At 45.8% G+C, this 23,395-nt stretch carries 19 protein-coding genes; 10 read left to right on the forward strand and 9 right to left on the reverse strand.

All coding sequences use genetic code 11. The features are described from left to right. Window positions 1–32 precede the first annotated feature (32 nt). Both sbcB and LHL20_RS09885 read left to right on the forward strand, forming a co-directional pair. Window positions 33–1,463 (forward strand): exodeoxyribonuclease I, encoded by a 1,431-nt coding sequence (sbcB, locus tag LHL20_RS09880; RefSeq protein WP_226433183.1) that lies wholly within the window; start codon window positions 33–35, stop codon window positions 1,461–1,463. A 94-nt stretch (window positions 1,464–1,557) separates the two neighbouring features. Continuing rightward, complete coding sequence (locus LHL20_RS09885; protein ID WP_226433212.1) at window positions 1,558–3,213, forward strand: DUF342 domain-containing protein; 1,656 nt, start codon at window positions 1,558–1,560, stop codon at window positions 3,211–3,213. Here LHL20_RS09885 and LHL20_RS09890 read toward each other — a convergent pair. The 4 genes from LHL20_RS09890 to LHL20_RS09905 all read right to left on the reverse strand — a co-directional run bounded on the left by LHL20_RS09890 (window position 3,210) and on the right by LHL20_RS09905 (window position 8,291). Next, window positions 3,210–4,643 (reverse strand): diguanylate cyclase, encoded by a 1,434-nt coding sequence (locus LHL20_RS09890; RefSeq protein ID WP_226433184.1) that lies wholly within the window; start codon window positions 4,641–4,643, stop codon window positions 3,210–3,212. The genes LHL20_RS09885 and LHL20_RS09890 overlap by 4 nt on opposite strands. 143 nt (window positions 4,644–4,786) lie before the next feature. Continuing rightward, complete coding sequence (gene kynU / locus LHL20_RS09895) at window positions 4,787–6,022, reverse strand: kynureninase (protein ID WP_226433185.1); 1,236 nt, start codon at window positions 6,020–6,022, stop codon at window positions 4,787–4,789. Next, window positions 6,012–7,007: an alpha/beta hydrolase gene (locus tag LHL20_RS09900; RefSeq protein WP_226433186.1), complete on the reverse strand. Its 996-nt coding sequence runs from the start codon at window positions 7,005–7,007 to the stop codon at window positions 6,012–6,014. The genes kynU and LHL20_RS09900 overlap by 11 nt, the downstream gene beginning before the upstream one ends. Before the next feature lie 108 nt (window positions 7,008–7,115). After that, on the reverse strand, window positions 7,116–8,291 hold the full coding sequence (locus LHL20_RS09905) for a thiolase family protein (protein WP_226433187.1): 1,176 nt from the start codon (window positions 8,289–8,291) through the stop codon (window positions 7,116–7,118). Window positions 8,292–8,610: 319 nt separating this feature from the next. Between LHL20_RS09905 and LHL20_RS09910 the strand changes: the two genes are divergently transcribed. From LHL20_RS09910 to LHL20_RS09935, 6 genes are all read left to right on the forward strand, one after another. Continuing rightward, window positions 8,611–9,018, forward strand: coding sequence for a MerR family transcriptional regulator (locus LHL20_RS09910; protein WP_159625046.1), 408 nt, complete (start codon window positions 8,611–8,613; stop codon window positions 9,016–9,018). Next, window positions 9,015–10,184 (forward strand): isovaleryl-CoA dehydrogenase, encoded by a 1,170-nt coding sequence (locus LHL20_RS09915; protein ID WP_159625048.1) that lies wholly within the window; start codon window positions 9,015–9,017, stop codon window positions 10,182–10,184. Before LHL20_RS09910 ends, LHL20_RS09915 begins: the two co-directional genes overlap by 4 nt. A gap of 79 nt (window positions 10,185–10,263) precedes the next feature. Continuing rightward, on the forward strand, window positions 10,264–11,871 hold the full coding sequence (locus LHL20_RS09920) for a carboxyl transferase domain-containing protein (RefSeq protein WP_226433188.1): 1,608 nt from the start codon (window positions 10,264–10,266) through the stop codon (window positions 11,869–11,871). Between the two features lie 11 nt (window positions 11,872–11,882). Then, on the forward strand, window positions 11,883–12,701 hold the full coding sequence (locus tag LHL20_RS09925) for an enoyl-CoA hydratase/isomerase family protein (RefSeq protein WP_226433189.1): 819 nt from the start codon (window positions 11,883–11,885) through the stop codon (window positions 12,699–12,701). 2 nt (window positions 12,702–12,703) lie between these two features. Next, window positions 12,704–14,746: an acetyl/propionyl/methylcrotonyl-CoA carboxylase subunit alpha gene (locus LHL20_RS09930; RefSeq protein WP_226433190.1), complete on the forward strand. Its 2,043-nt coding sequence runs from the start codon at window positions 12,704–12,706 to the stop codon at window positions 14,744–14,746. A gap of 5 nt (window positions 14,747–14,751) precedes the next feature. Continuing rightward, complete coding sequence (locus tag LHL20_RS09935; protein ID WP_226433191.1) at window positions 14,752–15,651, forward strand: hydroxymethylglutaryl-CoA lyase; 900 nt, start codon at window positions 14,752–14,754, stop codon at window positions 15,649–15,651. Between the two features lie 72 nt (window positions 15,652–15,723). Here the strand turns inward: LHL20_RS09935 and LHL20_RS09940 are convergent, their stop codons facing one another. The 3 genes from LHL20_RS09940 to LHL20_RS09950 form a co-directional block, all read right to left on the reverse strand. Further along, complete coding sequence (locus LHL20_RS09940; protein WP_226433192.1) at window positions 15,724–16,974, reverse strand: MFS transporter; 1,251 nt, start codon at window positions 16,972–16,974, stop codon at window positions 15,724–15,726. Window positions 16,975–17,049: 75 nt separating this feature from the next. Then, window positions 17,050–17,583, reverse strand: a complete 534-nt coding sequence (locus LHL20_RS09945; RefSeq protein ID WP_159625059.1) for an SRPBCC family protein — start codon at window positions 17,581–17,583, stop codon at window positions 17,050–17,052. A 43-nt stretch (window positions 17,584–17,626) separates the two neighbouring features. Continuing rightward, window positions 17,627–18,604 (reverse strand): nucleoside hydrolase, encoded by a 978-nt coding sequence (locus tag LHL20_RS09950; RefSeq protein ID WP_226433193.1) that lies wholly within the window; start codon window positions 18,602–18,604, stop codon window positions 17,627–17,629. Between the two features lie 270 nt (window positions 18,605–18,874). On the opposite strand from LHL20_RS09950, the gene glgC reads away from it, so the two are divergent. After that, window positions 18,875–20,161 carry a glucose-1-phosphate adenylyltransferase gene (gene glgC / locus LHL20_RS09955; RefSeq protein WP_226433194.1) on the forward strand — a complete coding sequence of 429 codons (1,287 nt, stop codon included), beginning with the start codon at window positions 18,875–18,877 and terminating at the stop codon, window positions 20,159–20,161. Window positions 20,162–20,171: 10 nt separating this feature from the next. Here glgC and LHL20_RS09960 read toward each other — a convergent pair whose 3' ends face one another. After that, complete coding sequence (locus tag LHL20_RS09960) at window positions 20,172–20,981, reverse strand: alpha/beta fold hydrolase (RefSeq protein WP_202265199.1); 810 nt, start codon at window positions 20,979–20,981, stop codon at window positions 20,172–20,174. A 66-nt stretch (window positions 20,982–21,047) separates the two neighbouring features. Then, window positions 21,048–22,373 (reverse strand): spinster family MFS transporter, encoded by a 1,326-nt coding sequence (locus tag LHL20_RS09965; protein ID WP_226433195.1) that lies wholly within the window; start codon window positions 22,371–22,373, stop codon window positions 21,048–21,050. Window positions 22,374–22,542: 169 nt separating this feature from the next. On the opposite strand from LHL20_RS09965, the gene LHL20_RS09970 reads away from it, so the two are divergent. Beyond that, window positions 22,543–23,358, forward strand: a complete 816-nt coding sequence (locus LHL20_RS09970) for an acyl-CoA thioesterase (protein ID WP_226433196.1) — start codon at window positions 22,543–22,545, stop codon at window positions 23,356–23,358. Window positions 23,359–23,395 lie beyond the last annotated feature (37 nt).

Consider the following 23,395-nt stretch of genomic DNA (forward strand, 5'->3'; position numbering starts at 1 on the left):
TCAAAATACATATAAAATTCACTTTGGTGATTATGCACACACCTACTTTTCTTTGGCACGATTTTGAAACTTTTGGCACCAGTGCACAAAAAGATCTGCCCTGCCAATTTGCCGCGGTAAGAACAGACCTCTCGCTCAATATCATTGGTAAGCCAATTAACATAATGAGCGCAATCGCCAACGACTATTTGCCACACCCAGAGGCGTGTTTGGTCACTGGCATTACGCCGCAGCAAACGCTGCGCGACGGTTCAAACGAAGCCGATTTCGCTGCTCGCATCTTTCAAGAGATGTCGACACCGAATACCTGTAGCGTTGGGTTTAATAGTATACGCTTTGATGATGAAGTGTCGCGCTTCCTGTTTTACCGTAACTTTTACGACCCTTATTCGAGAGAGTGGCGAAACGGCAACAGTCGCTGGGACATTATTGACCTTGCAAGGGCTTGCTATGCACTGCGCCCCGAGGGCATCAATTGGCCTACACGAGACGATGGCGCACCGAGCTTTAAGTTAGAAGCGCTTACCGCAGCAAATGATATCGGACATCAAAATGCCCACGATGCATTAAGTGACGTGTATGCAACGATTGCGCTGGCAAAACTGATTAAAAATAAACAGCCAAGACTTTTCGATTACGCATTCTCACTTAGAAGTAAGCACACCGTAATGCAGCAAATCGATTTATCGAAACCGTCGGTATTACTTCACATATCTTCGAAGTTACCTGCCAAACAAGGTTGTTGTACATGGGTAATGCCAGTGGCTAAACATCCCACCAACAACAATGCGTTTATTACCGTGGATTTGGCTCATGATGTGGAGTCACTTATCTCTGATTCAGCCGAAGAGATAAGAAATGCACTGTATGCTTCAGCGGATGAGTATGACTCACCGTTGGAGCGACCAGGCTTAAAACTGATTCATGCAAACCGCTCACCTTTTATTACAACAGCCAAGGCGATGACGGAAGAAAATGCAGTGCGTTTGGGGCTAGACAGAGAAAAATGTTTGGATAACTACCGTAAACTTGCGGCGCATCCAGAGTTAGCAGAAAAGCTCGCTCAGGTTTTCACCATTGACGAGCGTGCAGACGAACACGATATCGACCATGCTTTATACAGCGGAGGCTTTTTAAATGACGAGGATAAGCGTTGGTGCGAGCAAGTTGTATCATCTTCACCGGAAAATCTAGCGACGTTAGCAGAAAAAACACAGCACGAAGGACTCAAAAAGCTACTATTTAGGTATCGTGCTCGCAATTACCCAAACACGCTTACTGCTGATGAAGTAACGCGATGGCAGCATCACCGACAAGCGCGCCTAACCGATCCTAACTCTCATGGTTCGATAACAATCGAGCAATACATGATGCGATTAGAGCAACTGGCACATGAACATCACGATAACCCAGAAAAACAGGCGATATTAAGAGCACTCTTTCAATACGCGGAAAACCTTTGACGGATGTGTGGGATGAGCATAAATTAAAGGGTACTAAGTATTTTTTTAATGCCGCCGATAACAAAATTACAAGTGCGCAAGGAAAATAGAAGTGATGAATGGCGTAGTTATTAGTTTCGATGAATCAAGAACCTATATTGAGTTAACACTAAAGCCTGCTGAGTTCGCCTCAGAGGTAAGCATGAGTGACATAATCGATGAATTATCATCAGGAGAAACTAAACGCCTTTATATCTCAGAGAAATCACTTAAATCAGCCTGCGATACCGCCAATCATTACTTTAAAACCGGTGATGACACCGAAGTAAACGAACGCATTGGTGAGCGCAAAAACGCAGAGGTTGAATTTCGAGTCCCAGAAGATGCCATGCAAGCGAACCTTGTACTTACCACGCCATACGGCGGCAAAATGCCTTCACTTAATGCCATCAAATTACTAGCACAGAAAAACAAAATTGTTCGGGGCTTGGGGATTAAGGCAATCGCATCGGTGCTTGAAGAAGCAAAACACGTCGAGCCCGGAACCGTTATTGAAAAAACCGTTGCCAAAGGTCTACCGGCGCGAAACGGCAAGAATTCGAAGTTCATTCCCCTTGTGCCTAATGCGTTAGAGCGCGTTTTAAAACCGCAAACCGGCAAGGGCGAACGCGTTGATATGCGCAACTTGGGTGAAGTAATTTGCGTCAAAGTAAATACACCCGTGCTACGCAGAACACAGCCAACACAAGGCCGGACAGGCTTTGACATTAAAGGCAACAAGATTGAAGCAGTGGCAGGTGAGTGGGTAGAGTTTAAAATGGGCGGCGGAACTGTAGTGTCAGATCATGACGCCAACCTGCTAATGTCGTCTATTTCAGGGATGCCAAAGTATCGCGACCAAACCATGCAGGTTGACGACACCTTTATTTGTACCGGTGTCAATGTCGGCTCTGGTCATGTGAACTACGAAGGTGCTGTATTAGTTAACGGCGATGTTACGGAGAAGATGGAAATTAAAGCCGCTGGCGATGTTACGATTAACGGCTTTGTTGAGTCAGCATACATTGAGTCTGGTGGCGATATTATCGTTACCGAAGGTGCAATGGGTAAAGTGAATGATGGCGACAGCGAATTTCATTGCAAGCTTGTGGCAGCAGGTAGCGTGCACGTTCAGCACGGTCAAGGAATTGAAGTGCAGTGCGGCGGCAACATTACCATTGGCAGGCAGTTAGCATACAGTAAGCTACGCTGTGGTGGCTCAGTAACCGTAGGCCAGATTGACAACCCAATGGGTAATCTTTTTGCCTGCGATATTGTCAGTCAAAATAAAATTGAGGCGGGAACATTAGGGGCGGTATCTGGTAGTACCCTTAAAATTGACTTTAGTCCGGGTTTTAATCTGTTGCTGGAACGAAAAGAATCGTTAGACGAACTCCTAAAGCAAATTCGCGAGAACAACTTAAAGCACAAAGAAAAAATAGAGTTACTACAAAGTAAGAAAGTGCCCAAAGAATTACAACGCAAAGTCACTGAAGCTCTAGAACTGTTCAACAACGAAAGTGCGTTATTAGAGTGGATTGAAAATAAGGCCAATGATGTTAAACAGGCCAAAGAGCAATATCAGCAAGATATCAAACTGGTTGCAAACAAACGTTTATACCCTGGTGTTTCAGTTAAGCTAAATAATCGAAATTGGCGTTCAGAAAGAGAATACGACCGGGCTCAAATTCGCTATGACGCACATCAATGGCACTACGAGCCTATCGTTTAATCAGCCACAGAGACATTACCATATCCAAGGCGCTTAGATTGATACAGCGCCTTTATTGTACGTTCAAACCACTCGTTGAACTCTTCATCTTCATGAAGTTGTGTCATGCCTACCGCAATCTTAAACGTGTCGTTTAGCAGTTGATGACCTAACATACAATCTAAAAGCCTGTCGGCGAGTTTTTTTGCATGTTCCACTGTCGTTTGTGGACACAGAACAATAAACTGCTCGTCACTAAAGCGCGATACTACATCGACTTCGCGTACTGTACTTAAGCAACTTGCTGCTACAACTTTAAGTGCATCTTCTTTGGTCTGGGTGTCAAAGTTAAATTTCTCGTCATTGATACTCGTTAATTCTACAACGATAAGTGACGCCGTCGTGTGAAAGCGTTGAAAACGCGAGATCTCTTCTTCAGCCCTCTGAATCATATGATTACGGTTATACAAGCCTGTGACGTTGTCGTGTGAAGACAAAAACGCGAGTGTTTTGTTATTCTCTAGCAACGCCGCCTGCAAGGTACCTATTTCTTCATTTTTCTGTTGAATAATCCGTGTAAAGTGCCCCCGATAACGCTTTCTCACTATGATCAGAAGCAACACCATAAGCACTACAGCAACTGACAAGAACAGTTTAAGGTAATCGCGACTGTAGCGAACTTGTACGTTATTCCATTGCTTATATATTTCTACTTTGCGATTCTCAGGGATGCGTTCAATGGCGTAATTAATCTTATCTACCAAATAACCATAAGATTTGTTAACACCAAATGCTAACGAATCGAACGGCTCTGCGTAGCCTACAATGATTAAATCTTTAAGCTTGAGATTGTTGATGTGCATATTCACACTCATCAAGGACCCCACCATGACGTCAAATTCGCCATTCGCTAATTGTTTCAAGCCTTCTTGCTCAGATGCAATAAGCTTTAGCCGCAAACTCGGATAATGGCGAGAAATATATTCAACTTGGCGATAGCCTTGTACAACGCCTACTGAACGGTTGCCCACGCCGCCATAACCTTGCAGCATAGGTGTACCTGACTTGGCAACCAGTACATTTGGCGCCTCAAAGTATGGCAAGCTAAAATCCAGAAACTGCCTTCGATAATCAGACGTGTTTAACATGGGAATAACGCGGCACTTCCCTTGTTGTACGTATTCAAGGCTTTGCTGCCACGTTTGTGTTGGCACTAGGGTAAATTTAAGATCGGAAAGTTCTGAAATAATATCTAGGTACTGCGCAGAGATACCGATATGAGAACCATTACGGATAGCTTCATAGGGTGCCCAATTTGGGTCAATACAGTATGTAACCTCTTCAGGCGCTGAATTGTCGTTACTGTTCGCGTTTTGCAGATATGCGAAGCTCGGAGTAGCTACAACTAACGTTACCCAAAAAAACGCTTGAAAAAAATAACACTTAAACACCCTGCTCAACAGTACCTCTACGACCCAACTATTATTGACACCAACCGCGAAGTATTAACGCTTAATACCTAAAAAGCAATATTTTCACGCTATAAATCAAATGTTTGCTTAAACTTAAGCTTAGTGCCTTGTTTTTCCTTATATTAGGTAACGGCTTGTTTTTGGCGGAAAATATCATGCTTATATTCTTGCTTCTTGATAATTTCGGAAAGCTTCTGCACAGCAATTTCAATATCTTTGAAACACAAATATAACGGCGCAAAACCAATTCGTAGTATGTTGGGCGCCCTAAAGTCTGCAATAACTCCCTTCGCTATCCACGCCTGACATATAGCGTAGGCATCACTATGTGCAAGCGCAATCTGGCTCCCACGATTATCAACATTGGGACTTACTAACGTAAACTCATCCAATACACCTGCACTTTTAGCCTCTGCAATGAAAAACGCCTGAAGCTTTTTTGATTTCTCATCGATAGCTTTTAGTGATACGCCATCAAATACGGTAAGCGACGCCTCAAGTATGCTCATACCTATCACGCCAGGTGTCCCACAAAGATTTTGCTTAATACTTCGGTCGGGCGTGTAGTCAGGTGAAAACTCAAAGGGGGCACTATGTCCCATCCAACCTGAGAGCGGTTGTTGGTAATCTTTTTGATGGCGCTGGGCAACATATATAAAGGCCGGCGCGCCTGGACCACCATTAAGGTATTTGTATGTACACCCCACAGCAAAGTCCACACTACAAGCATCAAGGTCTACAGGAAATGCCCCTGCACTGTGCGCAAGGTCCCACAATGTCAAGATACCTTTGCTCTGAGCAAATGCTGTCATCTTTTGCATATCGAGCTTTTTGCCCGTGCGAAAATTCACTTGGGTAAGCATAACCACAGCAACGTCTTCATCAAGTTCATTGCAGATGTTACCTTCATCTATGTAGCGAAGACTGTATTCGTCGCCAAGTAGGTCTAACAGCCCCTGAACCATATAAATATCAGTGGGGAAATTGTCACGATTAGTAGCGATTATTTTACGTGACGGATTCATTTTCAATGCAGCGCTCAACACTTTAAACAGGTTGATAGAAATTGAATCACAGCAGACTACTTGGCCAGACGCAGCACCAATGAGTTGACCAATACGATCTCCCACTCGTGTTGGCATCGAAATCCATTGATGCTGGTTCCAACTAGTAATTAACCCATCACCCCACTGTCGCTTTACAACATCATGTGCACGCACTTCGGCCGCTTTTGGCAGTGGCCCTAGCGAGTTACCGTCTAAGTAGATAGTGTCTTTAGGAAGAGCAAACTCGTCACGTTTTAAGCGCAATGGGTCTTTATCATCCAACTGCTCAGCAGAAAAAACTTTAGTAACCATGCTGATTAATAACCTCTAATAATGCGTGAAATGATGTCGATTCAGGGTGTAACCAATCGAAGTGCCCGCCAGACGGTACAATGGTTGATGCAGCCCCTGTCAGTGATGCATGGTGCACAGGCACAATGCTATCGCTACTACCGTGAAGCAAGTGAAAGGGAATATTACTTTTTGACGAATCTGGCGTGGCTTCAATGTAAGCTGACTCTGCCGTACTAGGTTCGCCCCCCATAAACGCCGTTGTAGCTGACTGGCAACTATTTGTGCCCATCGCATATTTTGCCACATCGGTAATTGCAGCTAAGCCAAGTACACTTTGAATCTGTACGTTGGTGTTATTCGCGTTATCACTATTAATCGTTCCTTGCGATATGACACCTGGCGACATAGTTCCTAGAGATTTAGCACCTAGAGATTTAGCACCTAGCGATTGTGCCGCTAACAAAGCAAGGTGTCCCCCTGCCGAGTGACCTGCTAGTACAACAGTGTGTTTACTATTACTGCGCGCCACATCATCTAATGAAGCAGTAATACCCGCCAATACATCGTGCAAGCTGCCTGGCCAACCACCACCTTCATCGCCAGTTCGACGGTATTCCACTGCATATATGGTGATACCTTTTTCAGCAAGTGCGTGGTAAAACCCTTTGGCATGATTTAAGTCGTAGGCGTTAAGCCAACAGCCACCGTGAATAAATACCAGTGCTGTTTTAACTGGTGCGGTTGCGCGCCATACTTCAACGTGCTGTAACGGGTCATCACCGTAGGTGATTGTGCTATCTGAAGGGCGAGTTTCCAGTGAAAGTAGCTCACCATACCCAACCTGTGTGCGCATTGGTGCAGGCGCTTGAGTTTGGACTTGATTTGAGTCTTGATTCTGACCACTTGCTGATACAGCTGACTCGCCCTCGCTGGCGGGCAACGAAGTACTCGTGAATATGAATAGTGCTAGCAGTAAGCGCAATGAAACCTTCGTTTTATCCATGTTAAATGTGCTTTTTCGTTTTATTAATTCTTATTTTTAACGTTATTAAAACACAAGTGGCACCTTCATTGGTGCCACTGAAAACATTAAAACTTATTTAGGTTTACACTAAAGCATTTCTACTGCAAGTGCTACACCTTCACCACCGCCAATACACAATGACGCAATACCTTTTTTACCACCACGCTGTTTCAGTGCGTGTAGCAAGGTCACAAGAATACGCGCGCCTGATGCGCCAATTGGGTGACCAAGTGCACATGCGCCGCCTTTTACGTTCACTTTTTCAGCGTCTAGACCCAGTTTCTTTATCGCCAGCATGGTTACCATGGCAAACGCTTCGTTTATTTCGAACAAGTCTACGTCTTCTTTTTGCCACCCCGCTTTATCAAGCACTTTTTCCATTGCGCCAACAGGAGCAACAGTAAAGTTCTCTGGCTCGATAGAGTGTGTGGCATGAGCAACAACACGGGCTAGTGGCGCTAGGCCAAGCGCATTTGCTTTACTCTCACTCATTACCACCAATGCTGCTGCGCCATCAGAAATTGAGCTAGAGTTGGCCGCAGTTACTGTGCCGTCTTTCTTAAAGGCAGGTCGCAGCGTTGGGATTTTTTCTGGGCGTGCAGAGCCTGGGCCCTCATCAGTATCAACAACCACATCACCTTTTCGTGTAGACAGAGTGACAGGCACAATTTCATCATTAAACGTCCCGCTATTAATCGCTTCGTGTGCTTTAGACAGTGAGCTAAGTGCAAACTCGTCCATTTCGCCGCGGGTAATGCTTTCTTCATCTGCAGTATCTTGAGCAAAACACCCCATAGCCTTGCCATCATAGGCATTTTCCAAGCCATCAAGCATCATATGATCTAGCACTTGTCCGTGCCCCATACGGTAACCGGTGCGAGCTTTTGGCAACATATAAGGCGCATTACTCATGCTCTCCATACCACCAGCGACAATGGTTTCTGCACTGCCCGCTTTAATTAAGTCGTGCGCCAGCATGACAGCTTTAAGGCCTGAACCACACACTTTATTGATAGTGGTTACGCCTGCGCTCAGTGGTAACCCTGCGCCTAATGACGCTTGACGTGCAGGTGACTGTCCAAGACCTGCAGGTAACACACAGCCCATGATCACTTCGTCAATTGCTGACACATCTAGGTTTTCAACCGCTGATTTAATCGCCACTTCGCCAAGGTGTGTGGCTGACACGCCTGACAAGCTGCCGTTAAAACCACCCATAGGTGTGCGTTTAGCCGCGACTATCACTACTGATTCGTTACTCATAACCCTGCCCTTAAATTTCAATAAAATTAATTACTTAACTAGCTAAAGATGTTCGCTTGTATAAAAAAGTAAACACCCTTAAGTGTGACAACTTACCGTCAACACCATGAAAAATTGACGTTAGTAAAATGTTACTTTACCTTAACGTAAATTGTAATTAACGTTAACGTAAACCTGTACTATGACAGTGTCAACAAAACACTACGTATTAGTGCATCACAATTGAATAGCACGTTAGTGCTATAAACGTAGTTACATAACCCACTTTTTAAAAGAAAAGTGAGGTAGCAAGAAAGCGCTTAAAAACAAGGTACATGTAATGAACAAGTACGACGACGAAACGACTTACGCCATTGGCGAGCTTGCTCGCGAATTCGACATAACACCTCGCTCTATCCGTTTTTACGAAGAGCAAGGCTTAATGTCTCCATCGAGAACCGGACAAAACCGCGTTTATTTGAATAAAGACCGAGTAAGACTCAAGCTTATTCTTCGCGGCAAACGCCTTGGTTTTTCGCTGGCTGAAGTCAAAACCTTGTTCGACATGTACGACAGCAACCCTAATTCGGCTGTTCAGTTAGAAGCCATGTTGGAAATGACTGAGCAAAAACGTGCCGTGCTGCGTCAACAGCTTGAAGATATCCAAATGCTGATGACGGAACTTGATGATGTAGAAGCACGTTGCCGCGAAGAACTCGCAGAACTCAAACGAGGAAAAATTGCATGAATACCGCTTACCCTACTCTAAACTTTGGCCTTGGCGAAGACATCGACATGTTGCGTGATCAGGTGTATCAGTTTGCGCAAAACGAAATTGCACCATTGGCTGAAAAAGCAGATGCCGACAATCAGTTTCCAAACGAGCTCTGGACCAAGCTGGGCGACATGGGTTTGCTTGGCGTCACCGTATCTGAACAATATGGTGGTTCAGACATGGGCTATCTTGCACATACCGTTGCAATGGAAGAAGTCAGCCGTGCTTCAGCGGGCATCGGTTTGAGCTACGGCGCGCATTCTAACCTTTGTGTAAACCAAATTTTCAAAAACGGTAACGACGCCCAGCGCGAAAAGTATTTGCCTAAACTCGTATCGGGCGAGCATATCGGTGCGTTAGCAATGAGTGAGCCAAACGCCGGTTCTGACGTTGTTAGTATGAAGCTTAGAGCGGAAAAGCGCGGCGATAAATACATTTTAAACGGCAACAAAATGTGGATCACAAATGGTCCAGATGCACATACCTTTGTTATTTATGCAAAGACTGACGTAAACGCAGGCCCACGTGGCATTACTGCGTTTATTGTAGAACGTGATTTCCCTGGCTTCACTCGCGCGCAAAAGCTCGACAAGCTAGGTATGCGCTCGTCGAACACTTGCGAACTGGTATTTGAAGATTGTGAAGTACCGGCTGAAAACGTCATCGGCAACGAAGGCGAAGGTGTACGCGTATTAATGAGCGGCCTAGACTACGAACGTCTTGTACTTTCTGGTGGCCCGCTAGGCATTATGCAGGCCTGTATGGATGTTGTTGTGCCGTACATTCATGACCGTGAACAATTTGGTCAGTCAATTGGCCAATTCCAGCTGGTTCAGGGCAAAGTTGCAGACATGTACACTCAAATGAATGCGGCCCGCGCTTATGTTTATGCGGTAGCGAAATCATGTGATCGCGGTGAAACTACGCGAAAAGACGCCGCAGGCGCTATCCTTTACTCTGCCGAGCTAGCAACCAAAATGGCATTAGACGCTATTCAGCTACTGGGCGGTAACGGCTACATCAACGAATACTCTACTGGTCGCCTATTACGTGACGCTAAGCTTTACGAAATTGGTGCAGGTACATCTGAAATTCGCAGAATGCTTATCGGCCGAGAGCTATTTAACGAATCAAAATAATAAAACCGTTAATCTCACTTTTAGTACCAAACGACAACACAGCCTCTTAATTTAAGAGGCTGTCACACAAGGAGGGGTCATGCCCGTTCTTCGCTCTACGATTAATATGAAATCTGAAACCTTTGTTGCCAATCGCGAGGCTATGCAGGCGCAAGTGGACGATCTTCTCGAAAAAATAAATCAAATTACACAAGGTGGTGGTGAAAAAGCCGCCGAGCGCCATGTTTCTCGTGGCAAGCTATTACCTCGCGATCGTATTAATGCGCTGATAGATAAAGACACGCCATTTCTTGAGATCGGCCAACTTGCGGCATGGGAAGTGTACGAAGACTATGTACCCTGCGCAGGCGTAGTAGCCGGTATTGGTGTGGTCAATGGCGTTGAGTGCATGATTGTTGCGAACGACGCAACAGTTAAAGGTGGTACCTACTACCCCCTTACCGTTAAAAAACATCTTCGCGCGCAAACCATTGCCGAACAAAACAATCTACCTTGTATCTACTTGGTAGACTCAGGCGGTGCTAACCTGCCTCGCCAAGACGATGTATTTCCTGACCGTGAGCACTTTGGCCGCATTTTCTTTAACCAAGCCAATATGTCAGCCAAAAATATTCCGCAAATAGCGGTCGTTATGGGTTCGTGCACCGCAGGTGGTGCCTACGTGCCAGCCATGGCAGATGAAAGCATTATTGTTAAAGAGCAAGCCACTATTTTCCTTGGCGGTCCTCCTCTGGTAAAAGCCGCCACAGGTGAAGTGGTTACTGCTGAAGAGCTTGGTGGGGGCGATGTTCACACGCGTATTTCAGGCGTGGCTGATCACTTAGCCAACAACGATCATCACGCGCTGTCGCTAGCGCGCAATGCCATTGGTAGATTAAATCGCAAGAAGCCTGAAACGGTAGACGTTGCCGACATTAAGCCACCACGTTACGACAGCAAAGAGATTTACGGCATTGTACCTGCTGATAGTAAGCAGACCTTTGACGTTCGTGAAATTATTGCCCGTATCGTTGATGACTCTGATTTCGACGAGTTCAAACCGCTTTACGGCACAACGCTGGTGTGTGGCTTTGCACGCATCTTCGGCTACCCGGTGGGCATTGTTGCCAATAACGGTATTTTGTTTGGCGAAAGTGCATTGAAAGGCGCTCACTTTGTTGAGCTATGTGCCATGCGCAAAATTCCCCTTGTGTTTTTACAAAATATTACCGGCTTTATGGTGGGTAAACAGTACGAACATGGCGGTATTGCAAAGCACGGTGCAAAAATGGTGACAGCAGTAGCCTGTGCCAATGTACCAAAACTTACCGTATTAATTGGCGGTAGCTTTGGCGCTGGCAACTACGGCATGTGCGGCCGTGCTTACGATCCACGCTTCCTGTTTATGTGGCCAAATGCACGTATCTCGGTAATGGGTGGCGAACAGGCCGCAGGTGTACTGGCACAAGTAAAACGCGACCAAAAAGAGCGTGCAGGCGAAATCTGGAGCGACGAAGAAGAAAAAGCGTTTAAGCAACCGGTTATCGATACTTACGAAAAGCAGGGCCACCCGTACTACGCGTCAGCGCGCTTGTGGGATGACGGGGTGATTGACCCTGCCGATACACGCCTTGTATTGGGTCTGTCTTTATCTGCCGCACTTAATAAGCCAATTGAAGACACTCAATTCGGCATCTTCAGAATGTAGGAGCGATGAATATGGAACAAGCTGTAACCTACGTTGTTGATGAGCGTGATGTCGCTATCGTAACGCTGAACCGCCCAGAAAAGCACAATGCTTTTGACGATGAAATGATTGCCGAATTAACCCGCTTGTTTAAGCAAGCCGGTGAAGATACCAGAGTGCGTGCTCTTGTGCTGCAAGCCAAGGGTAAAAGCTTTAGTGCAGGCGCAGACCTTAACTGGATGAAAAAAATGGCAAGCTACACCCAAGCGCAAAACGAAAGTGATGCGATGGGCCTAGCTACCATGCTGCAAACACTGTACACGTTGCCCAAACCAACAATTGCACGTGTGCAAGGCGCTGCATTTGGTGGGGCGGTAGGCCTTATTGCCTGCTGTGACATTGCCATTGGCAGCAAGCTAAGCAAGTTTTGCCTAAGCGAAGTAAAAATTGGACTTATTCCAGCCACTATTAGCCCTTATGTTGTTGAAGCAATGGGCGCTCGCGTATGTCGCCGTTATTTCCAAACTGCGGAAGTATTTTCTGCGCGTCGTGCAAGACGCTTAGGCCTGCTAAGTGAGTCGGTAACCGAAGATGAATTAGATAGCACGATTGACGGCATTATCAGCGGTATCGTTAAAAATGGACCACACGCTGTCGCGCAGTCAAAAGCGTTAGTGCAGTGGGTGGCGTCTCAGCCTATTAACGATGCGCTGCTGGGCGAAACCAGTAAACTGATTGCTCAAGTACGTACATCTGAAGAAGGCCAAGAAGGTTTAGGTGCCTTTTTAGAAAAGCGTAGCGCTGCTTGGATAAAGCCAGCCGCACAAGACAACGCGGGGTTGGAGAAATAAAGATGATTAATAAATTACTCATTGCTAACCGTGGCGAAATTGCCTGCCGCGTTATTAAAACAGCCAAATTGTTAGGCGTAAAAACAGTAGCGGTTTATTCAGATGCAGACACCCAAGCACGCCATGTAAAAATGGCCGACGAAGCCGTGTATTTGGGTGCTTCACCATCAAAGGAAAGCTACTTACGCGGCGAACTGATTATTGAAAAAGCAAAGCAGCTAGGCGTAGATGCCATTCACCCTGGCTACGGTTTTTTATCAGAAAATGCCGATTTTGCTAATCTTTGCGCGAGCAACAACATCATTTTTGTTGGCCCCCCTGCTTCTGCCATCGAAGCCATGGGCTCTAAATCTGCGGCAAAGCATATTATGGAGAAAGCCGGCGTACCGCTTGTGCCGGGTTATCACGGCGATGATCAAGATGAAGCCGTATTAAAAGCGGCCGCTGATGAGATGGGCTACCCGGTGCTGCTTAAAGCAGCCGCGGGTGGTGGCGGTAAAGGTATGCGACAGGTATGGAGTGAAAAGGAGTTTTCACAAGCCCTTAGCGCCGCTAAGCGCGAGTCGATGGCAAGCTTTGGTGACGACCACATGTTGGTTGAAAAATACCTTACACGACCGCGTCACGTAGAAATTCAAGTGTTCTGTGACACCTTAGGTAATGGCGTTTACTTGTTTGAGCGCGACTGTTCTGTACAGCGTCGCCACCAGAAAATCATTGAAGAAGCCCCTGCCCCAAATATGTCGCAAGATATTCGCGAGAAAATGGGTGAAGCAGCTATTCTTGCTGCGAAAGCGATTAACTATGTGGGCGCAGGTACGGTTGAGTTCTTGCTAGATGAAGACGGCTCATTCTATTTCATGGAAATGAACACTCGTTTGCAGGTAGAGCACCCTGTGACAGAGATGATCACGAATGAAGACCTTGTTCAGTGGCAGCTTTCAATTGCTGAAGGTAAGCCCATTCCTAAGCAGCAAGAAGAGCTTACGCTTACCGGCCATGCGTTTGAAGCACGTATCTATGCCGAAGATCCAAACAATGAGTTTCTACCTTCGACAGGTACGTTACACCTTCTACAACCGCCAACAGAGAGCGACGTAGTGCGCGTAGATACCGGTGTAGAACAAGGCGATGAAGTTAGCGTGTACTACGACCCTATGATTGCCAAATTGGTGGTATGGGGCGAGTCACGCGAAGTAGCGCTTAAACGCCTACTCCACGCGCTTGGCAACTATCATATTGAAGGCGTATCAACGAACATTGATTTTCTTAAACGCGTTGCCAGCAACCAAGCGTTTATCGACGCAGAGCTAACCACAACATTTGTTGAAAAACACAATGACGACTTGTTTGCCCCTGCACCAGAAAACGCCCAGTTTAATCGCGTAACGTTACCTGCTATGGCGCTACTTGCCTTAACACACCGCCAAGCAATGCAAACCAAGCGCAACAACGCCAATAACAAACAGCTTTCTGTTTGGGGTTCAGCGGGAGCGTGGCGTGCAAACCTTACTCATCATGAAGTATTGCAGCTACAGGTAAACGGCGACACGCTTGATATCAGCGTAAACCATACTGTTACCCAAGGTGAATTGGTATGGAACCTCACCATTAACGGTACAACGCATGTGGTTTCAGGTGAATTAACTGCACTAGATGCAAACAGCGCTCAACTTCACGGCGTTATCGACGGTTACAAAACAGTGTATAGCGTGTGCGAAAAAGACGGACACTTCACGCTGTTTAACAACGATACTCACGCTAGCTTTGATGTTGTTCTACCTTCACTGGGTGATGACAGCGATGCAGGTCACGACGCCAACTTTGACGCGCCAATGAACGGCACTATTGTTGCCCTATTGGTAGAGCCAGGCACGAAAGTAGAAAAAGGCCAGCCCATTCTGATCATGGAAGCCATGAAAATGGAGCACAGTATTGTTGCCCCTAAAGATGGCGTGGTTGATAGCTTTTACTTTAACGCTGGTGAACTGGTTGATGGTGGCGCAACGCTACTGGCCTTTACCGCCGATGGCGAAGAGGAGTAAATGCCATGGCATTCCCATCGCACGTTAGTATTGTTGAAGTAGGCCCTCGCGATGGCCTACAAAACGAGAAGCAGCTGGTAACCACGGCAGACAAGCTAACGCTAATTAACATGTTAGGAGACGCGGGATTAACGCGTATCGAGGCAGGAAGTTTTGTGTCGCCCAAATGGGTGCCACAAATGGCCGATTCGGGTGATATTTTCAAACAATTAACCCGCAAGCAAGGTGTGCAGTACTCTGCCCTCACCCCTAACATGAAAGGCTTAGACGCTGCCCTTGAAGCGGGTGTTGAAGAAGTCGCCGTGTTTGGTGCGGCCTCTGAATCTTTCTCGCAAAAAAATATCAACTGTTCAATTAGCGAAAGCCTTAGCCGCTTTGAGCCGCTTATTGAAAAGGCCAAAGCTCTCAATATTCCTGTGCGCGGCTATGTGTCATGTGTAATGGGCTGCCCTTACGAGGGCAAAATAGCGCCAAAAGCCGTAGCCGATGTGTCTGAGACCCTGCTTGATATGGGCTGCTATGAAATATCGCTAGGCGACACCATAGGCACTGGTACACCCGGCGCAACGAAAGCCTTGATGGATGAAGTGTTGAACGCCATTCCAGTCTCTAAGATTGCGGCACATTTTCACGACACCTACGGACAAGCGCTGGTTAACCTGTATACCGCAATGGAATATGGCGTAGCAGTGATAGATTCAGCCGTGTCTGGCCTGGGCGGCTGCCCTTACGCCAAAGGCGCCAGTGGCAATGTGGCAACTGAAGATGTGGTGTACATGTTAAATGGTATGGGTATTACCTCTAACGTGGACATGGACAAACTGCTCGATACATCTCGCTTTGTGCAAAGCGTGCTGGGCAGACCGCCGGTATCTAAGGTAGCAACGGCACTGCTTGCCAAATAGGCAAGCAAATAAGTGCGGATACCCGTCCAAAACCCGATATTAAAGCGCAGTATGGTTTTTACCTACTGCGCTTTATTTTTCTTTAGGCAAAATCAAGGTGGTCACAATTGCCAAGGCAATCATAGCTGCCATCACGTACACCACAGAAAAGGACAATACGGGCGCTAGGGCGGCATACAGGCTACCAAACGCTAACAAAATGAGCCCAATAGAGGTATTCGAGAAGCCCACCAGCTCTGTGCGCTCCTGCCCTTCCTTAACATCTAAACTGTAGGTCTTTCGCCCCGTTCTAACGCCTGCGTGGGCAATAGACAACATAAAGAATAGCGCGGCTGACAGTACAAGCGAATCTGAATTGCTAACCAGTAAGCCAATACACGCAACAAGCGCCATTGCCCCTGCAATTTGAAGGGTAAGCCTCGCGCTTTTATCAGCAACCTTTCCCCACACCAGCGACGATAAGAGGGTCGCTAACGCTTCTGCGCCTATATAAATAGGTAATAGATCGGCTGCGTTTTGTTCCTTCTGCAACATAAAATATGGCGCAACAAGCGCAGAGTGAACAAAGAGCCCCCTTACGAATATAAACTTGTAGACAGTGCTGTCGAATTTAACACTAAAAAGTGAATCTTTATTGTCGCTAGTGTGGTTATTTTTTGTGTTGCTGTTTTCGCCGTTCTCAACATTTTCAACATCAACATTGGTTTTTATGGGCCACATGCACACTAGCGTTAATGCAAATACACTAGCACTAAAACCTAATATGCCCATGAGCATATAGGCATCCAATGTATCGCTGAATAAAAACAACGGCAGTGCGATCGCCAGCGTTGCAATACCGGAAATCGTTGAAGCGGTGCCAATTAAGTTTCCGCGCTCTCCTTTTTTAGCAACATCGGCTTCCATATCTTTAACGGTAAGCGAGCACGCAGAGCGCCCCAAACTAAGCAATGTAAGCGCACCAAGTACAACTATTCCAGCCATCCACCCACTCATAGCACTATTACTCGCCAGGACAAAGGCGCTTAAAATGAGCGCTACAGAGAGTGCTTGCACAGCCATACCCGCGCGCCACACACTATGTCGCTCACTATGATTGCGAAGATAAAAACTGAATAGCGCTTGAGGCAATAATGCCCCGGATTCTCGTATGGGCACTAGCCACCCGATCATCCAAGAAGGAGCACCCATTGATATTAGAAGAGCCGGAAGTGTGGTTTTGGCCGATATTAGTAAATCAGCGAGCTTGTTCAATGACAGACCCGCAATAAGTCGATGTTTTTTATTAGTTAGCAAGACAGTGGATGCCCAGTGCGTTTTCATTTTCTTTTTAAACGCACCATTAAGTGCTAAAGATCACATACACTGGGCGTTAGGCAAGTATTGAATCCCCCACTTTTAACCTTTATTCTCAACGATAGTCTTTAAGTTCTCCAAGCCCATTTCAAAATCGGGTCCAATAAGGTCGTCGATAAACAAAACGAAAAAGCGGTTCACTGGATTATTGTCGACTTCGCCCTCGTCACGCCAAGTCACTTGCGTACCTTCAGCGACTTCCTTCATTTCAACTGTGCCTGTTGACCCCATATCAAACTCAGGAAAATACAACCGATAGAGTACGCGTTTATTGTGCTCTAATTGGGTAATTTCCATCTCACCGTCGCCTTCAGTATCGCTTTTCCACTCTGAGCGCATACCAATAGCCCGGTCTGGGCCCGAATAGTCGAGCTCCATTTGCGGGTCACGCTTAAACCACACGCCCCACTTTTGCCATTCCCTTAAATCCACGATATACGGATATACTTCAGCAGGCTGCGCATCAATAGTGATCCTGCGCTCAACGCTATATTCCTTTGGGATAAAAAAGCTTGTTGCCACAAATAAGACGATAACCACGCCAACAATACCCAACAACTTTTTCAATACACCCATCTGATCCTCCAAAATGAATTACAGCTTAAAATATAACATTTTATTAACAAAAGTCACTGGGCGCTTGACTAAATTCACCACTCAAATAATGAATGACCATATTTCTAACAACATCAGCATCTACCTCTGCAACCCAAGACACCTCACCTTTAGATGTGCCACCACGAAGGGTCTGCCCTGCATTAGGTGTAGTTATTCCTACCTCAATACAGCCAGTTTCGACCCGATAATGCTTACTCGGTAAAGCCAACATGCACGTTGATAAAATATCCCAAAGAAAATACGTAAACTCGTAGGACGGAATAGCGGTAACGGTCGCAGCCCAAAACTGACCGGCCAAATCGGATACGGGGGTTTGAGACGTCGCAAGCTTTTCCAAAAACGACCAACTGACGGGAAGCGAGTTCGTAGCATCAAGGGGCACGAGTAAAACATTGACGCCACTATCGATGAGATCTCTTGTTGCTTTAGGGTGCCAATATGCATTCCACTCTGCAGTACCGTTGTGGTCGTGCATGGCAACATTACCTTTTACGTCTATTGCACCACCCATCCATACAACACGCTCAATATTACTTTTCACACGAGTACCATTTTGCTCGTCAGTTATCGCGGCAGCTAAATTAGTGGCTGGACCTGTCATTAGCACTGTCACTTTTGACGGATGTTTTGAAATGGTTTCTTGCATCCATTCGTGAGCAGGTGCATTACTTACGTTTACGCTATCGCTATTAGTACGCAGCATCACGGGCATAGCGTGACATACCTTAGGCTGTGCCCGCCACTCTGGAGGAAATGGGTTAGGCCCAGATATATTTCCCACACAAACGGGGATGTGAGTATTACCCGTTAGGCTGAGAATTTTTTTTGTGCTCAATACAGCGTCATCTGGGTAACAATCTGCAGGCGTAATACTTACGCCAATAACGTCGATATTCGGCAAACGAAGTAATAAAAGCAGTGAAAGTAAGTCATCTATACCACCGTCATGGTCAAATACTACTGCCTGTTTTGCTGACATGATGAAACAATCCTTTAAAAAAATTTACCAAAAAATAACATCGCACAAAAATGAAACTGTCATTCTAAATATTCTTGTGTAATATGAAGTTAGGTTATCACGAAGTCCTTGGGACTGTTGATGTTTGTATTGCATAGTTATCACACTGAATATTCGCAAATCACTGTCAAAGGACACACCACGTGTAGCGCTGTTAATCGCTTACCTTCGTTTTCTTTCAATATTTCTAACGATACACCGTTGTCGCTTTATTACAGGAGTTTTTAGGAAATGGCAGATCAAAGTTCTCGTTACATCAGTAACCTTACACGCGATACCTATGCGCTAATACTCGCAGGTGGAAAAGGTTCCAGATTACACGAACTCACTAACTGGCGTGCCAAGCCAGCACTCTATTTTGGTGGAAAATTTAGAATCATTGATTTCCCCCTGTCTAATTGTGTTAATTCAGGTATTCGCCGCATTGGTGTAGTCACCCAATATAAGTCACATTCACTGATACGCCACCTCGTCAGAGGCTGGGGGCACTTTAAAAAAGAATTGGGTGAGTCAGTTGAAATCCTGCCTGCTTCTCAGCGATTTTCAGATAGCTGGTATGAAGGTACCGCCGATGCGGTTTTCCAGAATATTGATATTATCCGCGACGAGCTGCCAAAGTACGTAATGATTTTATCTGGTGATCATATTTATCGCATGGACTATGGTGATATGCTAGCCAAGCACAAAGAGTCCGGGGCGAAAATGACGGTGTCGTGTATGTCGGTACCTATTGAAGAGGCCGCTGGCGCGTTCGGTGTTATGTCGGTAGATGAAAGCTATAGAATAAACGGTTTTGAAGAAAAACCAGCCTCCCCTACGCCACTACCCAATGACAGCAGCAAATGTTTGGCATCAATGGGAAATTACGTATTTGATACTGAATTTTTGTTCGAGCAATTGCGCAAAGATGCTGAAAACATGGGCTCTCAGCGAGATTTCGGCAAAGACATTATTCCTTCAATTATTAAAGATCATCCTGTGTACGCCTATCCATTTGAACAAAGTGGCGGCGACAATGCGTATTGGCGTGATGTAGGTACCATTGATTCATTTTGGGAAGCCAATATGGAAATGGTTGCACCGGTACCACAGTTAAACCTGTATGACAGAAAGTGGCCCATTTGGACTTATCAAGAGCAACTCCCTCCCGCCAAATTTGTATGGGAAGACCATGACAGACGTGGTGAAGCCATTAACTCGGTGGTATCTGGCGGTTGCATTATATCGGGATCAACGCTGCGCTCCTCTATTTGTTTTTCCAATGTACGGGTACATTCGTACGGCCTCATAGAAGACGCTGTTATTCTGCCAGACGTTGAAATTAAGCGTCACTGCAAATTAAAGCGCGTTATCATAGACCGTGGCTGCGTTGTGCCCGAAGGCACCACTATTGGCTATGACCACGAACAAGATAGAGCTCGTGGTTTCCGTGTATCTGAAAAAGGTGTGGTGCTAGTCACGCGCGAAATGTTGGGCCAGCCAGTGGGTGGTCTGAAAAAGTCTACCGTAGCTGAATAGCGATCAGTTTTTAACTTTTACTATTCCACTTGTTCAAGGTAGCAGTTACAAATGCTGCTACCTCTTCAGGATGCTCCAGCGGAAACATATGTCCTCCTCGCATCACCTTGTGCTCAATCTCATTATGTTGCATTAAACGAGCATACATTTGCGGCTTACATACGTTGCTTTTGTCGCCGGTCACTAACACCGCTGGACACTGCAGTTTGCCTTTGTACTTACCCAAATTATGCGGAACATTGCGAAACAACTCTGCCTCCACATCGGCGCGAAATGTTAGTGATATAGCGTCTCCCTTTTGTGCGGTAACCGATTTTACATAATCGCGTACGCAGCGCTTATCCATATCTCTAAACAGCGCTTTTCCGTGAAAATAGGCTTCCATATCGGTATGCAGCGGCCAACTAGTATTACGTGTTTGCGCCAATTTCGCTGGAGTTAGCTTATTAATTAAGGGCGTATGTTTAGCAAACTTAAAAAAGTGACTTAATGGGCCAACTACCAATGGTGGGTCGAATAATATTAACCCCCGAAAAAGCTCAGGGGCCTCGCAGGCTGCCATGTAGGTAATTACGGCACCGAACGAGTGACCAATACCAAACACGCCTCTCGGATCCTTGTTTTCTTTCTCGATATGGCGAATTAGTTCTTTAACTTGATTACGCCAATTGCCGTTCACTGGCAATTGCGGATCATGCCCAAAGCGTTCTACATGAAGACGATTAAATTCGCTCGGCATGGCCGAAAACATGGCATTGTAACAACCAGCAGGAAACCCATTGGCATGGGCGAAATGAAAACTCAAATCTGAAGATGACACGTAAACCTCGGAATATAAAAAAGAAAAGGGGCGATGGCCCCTTATTCCAATCTTGCCGACATAGTACTATAAGCCTCTCGCCTCTGCCATTTCCCAATCTTTTACGATTTTTGTGCTTGTCCATAGAAATACCGCAATAGACAATGCATAAGGTATTACAAGATAGATAAGTGACTGTCTTAGTGCTTCGGTTTCACCAAGAGAAGGCACTAGCGCTTGACTGATAATACCGGTGAGTGTTGGGCCACCACCCAATGCGATAATATTGAGTACAAAGAAAAATAACGCAGTCGACATTGCCCGCACATTTATCGGCGCAAGCGTTTGTGCCATAGCAAAGCTGGGCCCTAGGTACGATCCACTGGTAAATAGTAAAAGCGCCATTAGCCCAACGGAGAGCCATAGGTCTTGTACTTGGAGCGATACATAAAACGCAGGTACACCTATAATAAGTGCTATCGCAGGCAACAAAGCATAGGCTTTCTTATTATGTTTTCCCCACCTATCTGCAATATAACCGCCTAACCACACCCCTAGCGCATAGGCTGTACCATTGATAATGCCGAACACAATCAGTAGCTGTGTAATATCAAGGCCAGCAAAAGCACGGACATAATAATCTATGATCCAAGTAGAAATAGCATAGTTTCCGAACGAACCGAACGAAATACCTAACGCCATTCCCCACCACGTAGGCACTTTTAGCAATGTTTTCAATGAAGCTTTAACACTTGGCTTATTGGCTTGCTCTGCGTCACTTAGTACCGTAACAGTGCGCTTGGGTTCCTTAACAGTAAACTTTAATAACAGCGCTAGTAAGATACCGGGAATCCCCACACTGTACATTACTGTGCGCCAATCCGCTGATCCGCCTTGAAGAAAAAATGCTGATGCAAAAAAGGCCAACATAACCCCAAATGGAATGCCTAACGAATAAACCGCTAAAGCACCTGCACGCTTTTCCTTGGGGAATAAGTCGGAGATTATACTGTGCGATGGTGGACTGCCGCCCGCTTCACCAATCCCTACGCCAATTCTAGCAATGGCCAATTGCATATAATTAGCAGCCAATCCAGACGCCGCAGTAAAGCCACTCCAAAGAGTCAGTGATATGGCAATGATATTAACGCGGCTGTAGCGGTCTGCAAGCCATGCAATGGGGATCCCCATTACCGTATAAAGTAGCGCAAAATAAATGCCTTTGAGCCAACCTAGCTGCGCATCATCTAAACCCAAATCCGCTTTGATAAAGGGAGAAAGAATGCCGATGATTTGCCTGTCTATAAAATTGAAGGCATACACTAAGGTGAGAACGAACAACACATAGTTGCGGTAACTTCTAGATGTTCCAGCTTCGCTTGCAGGAATACCTTCAACGTGAGTCTGAGCCATAACTATCCTTTTCGATAACGATTTCCCAGTCTACGCATTAGGCAAAAAAATGCACAACTAATTGTTACTTATTTGTTAACATAACGAAAATTTCTAAGAGAGTCTTTCTGTTCCCTAGCGCTTGAGGTACGATGTGTGCTCATCAACTCATCAGACCAGACAGGCAATTATGACGGTAGACGAACTGTTAACTATTCCCGCATTAACGCAGACTTCTGACAATACATGGAAAGTCGATGGACTTGTTATTCCTAAAACTTGGGGACAAGGGCGTACCGCCTTTGGAGGCATTTCAGCAGGAATGCTTTATAGCGCCGTTAAACAGCAGGTACATGACGACAGAGTGCTACGCTCTTTCACAACTAACTTTGTAGGCCCGCTATCTTTAGAAGCGCCTTTCTCAATTGAAGTAACCCTGCTGCGCACAGGTAAGAACGTGTCTCAATATACAGCACACGCAATACAAGATGGAAAAAGCTGCGTATTTTCACAAGCGTGCTTTGGTGTAGGAAGAGCGTCGGCAATTCGCGTTGAGAATACAGAAACGCATTCTATGGCCACGCCAAATAAAGCGAAGTTCATACCTCAAATCCCCAAAGTAACGCCTAAATTTCTGCGATACTTTGACCTATCTATTGATGAAGGCGGTGTGCCGTTCACTCGCAAGAAAACAAGTCATTATCATGGATTTATGCGTTTTAAGCAGCCTCCAGCTGAGATTACTGATGCGCATATCATAACCATGATTGACGCATGGCCACCTACGCTACTGCAAATGATGAAACTGCCTGCACCAGCAAGCACGGTGAGCTGGAATTTAGAGTTTATCCACCCGCACAAACCAGTGTCGCCAACAGACTGGTTTGCTTATCAGGCGCATACACGCCAAGCAGCTGATGGTTATGGGCACACTGAAGCCACTATTTGGGATAAAGACAACGAAGTGATTGCAATTAGCCGTCAAACCGTTGCGATATTTGACTAAGAAATAAAAAAACCTGTTTGTTTTTTTATCAAACAGG

Source organism: Alteromonas sp. McT4-15, from assembly GCF_020515205.1.
Classification (GTDB): domain Bacteria; phylum Pseudomonadota; class Gammaproteobacteria; order Enterobacterales; family Alteromonadaceae; genus Alteromonas.

Coding starts and splice junctions, on each gene's coding strand:
- LHL20_RS09970 (WP_226433196.1), top strand. CDS start 22,543: ATGACGGTAGACGAACTGTTAACTATTCCCGCATTAACGCAGACTTCT.
- LHL20_RS09905 (WP_226433187.1), bottom strand. CDS start 8,291: ATGAGTAACGAATCAGTAGTGATAGTCGCGGCTAAACGCACACCTATG.
- glgC (WP_226433194.1), top strand. CDS start 18,875: ATGGCAGATCAAAGTTCTCGTTACATCAGTAACCTTACACGCGATACC.
- LHL20_RS09925 (WP_226433189.1), top strand. CDS start 11,883: ATGGAACAAGCTGTAACCTACGTTGTTGATGAGCGTGATGTCGCTATC.
- LHL20_RS09965 (WP_226433195.1), bottom strand. CDS start 22,373: ATGGCTCAGACTCACGTTGAAGGTATTCCTGCAAGCGAAGCTGGAACA.
- LHL20_RS09930 (WP_226433190.1), top strand. CDS start 12,704: ATGATTAATAAATTACTCATTGCTAACCGTGGCGAAATTGCCTGCCGC.
- LHL20_RS09910 (WP_159625046.1), top strand. CDS start 8,611: ATGAACAAGTACGACGACGAAACGACTTACGCCATTGGCGAGCTTGCT.
- kynU (WP_226433185.1), bottom strand. CDS start 6,022: ATGGTTACTAAAGTTTTTTCTGCTGAGCAGTTGGATGATAAAGACCCA.
- LHL20_RS09940 (WP_226433192.1), bottom strand. CDS start 16,974: ATGAAAACGCACTGGGCATCCACTGTCTTGCTAACTAATAAAAAACAT.
- LHL20_RS09950 (WP_226433193.1), bottom strand. CDS start 18,604: ATGTCAGCAAAACAGGCAGTAGTATTTGACCATGACGGTGGTATAGAT.
- LHL20_RS09945 (WP_159625059.1), bottom strand. CDS start 17,583: ATGGGTGTATTGAAAAAGTTGTTGGGTATTGTTGGCGTGGTTATCGTC.
- sbcB (WP_226433183.1), top strand. CDS start 33: ATGCACACACCTACTTTTCTTTGGCACGATTTTGAAACTTTTGGCACC.
- LHL20_RS09935 (WP_226433191.1), top strand. CDS start 14,752: ATGGCATTCCCATCGCACGTTAGTATTGTTGAAGTAGGCCCTCGCGAT.
- LHL20_RS09900 (WP_226433186.1), bottom strand. CDS start 7,007: ATGGATAAAACGAAGGTTTCATTGCGCTTACTGCTAGCACTATTCATA.
- LHL20_RS09920 (WP_226433188.1), top strand. CDS start 10,264: ATGCCCGTTCTTCGCTCTACGATTAATATGAAATCTGAAACCTTTGTT.
- LHL20_RS09885 (WP_226433212.1), top strand. CDS start 1,558: ATGAATGGCGTAGTTATTAGTTTCGATGAATCAAGAACCTATATTGAG.
- LHL20_RS09915 (WP_159625048.1), top strand. CDS start 9,015: ATGAATACCGCTTACCCTACTCTAAACTTTGGCCTTGGCGAAGACATC.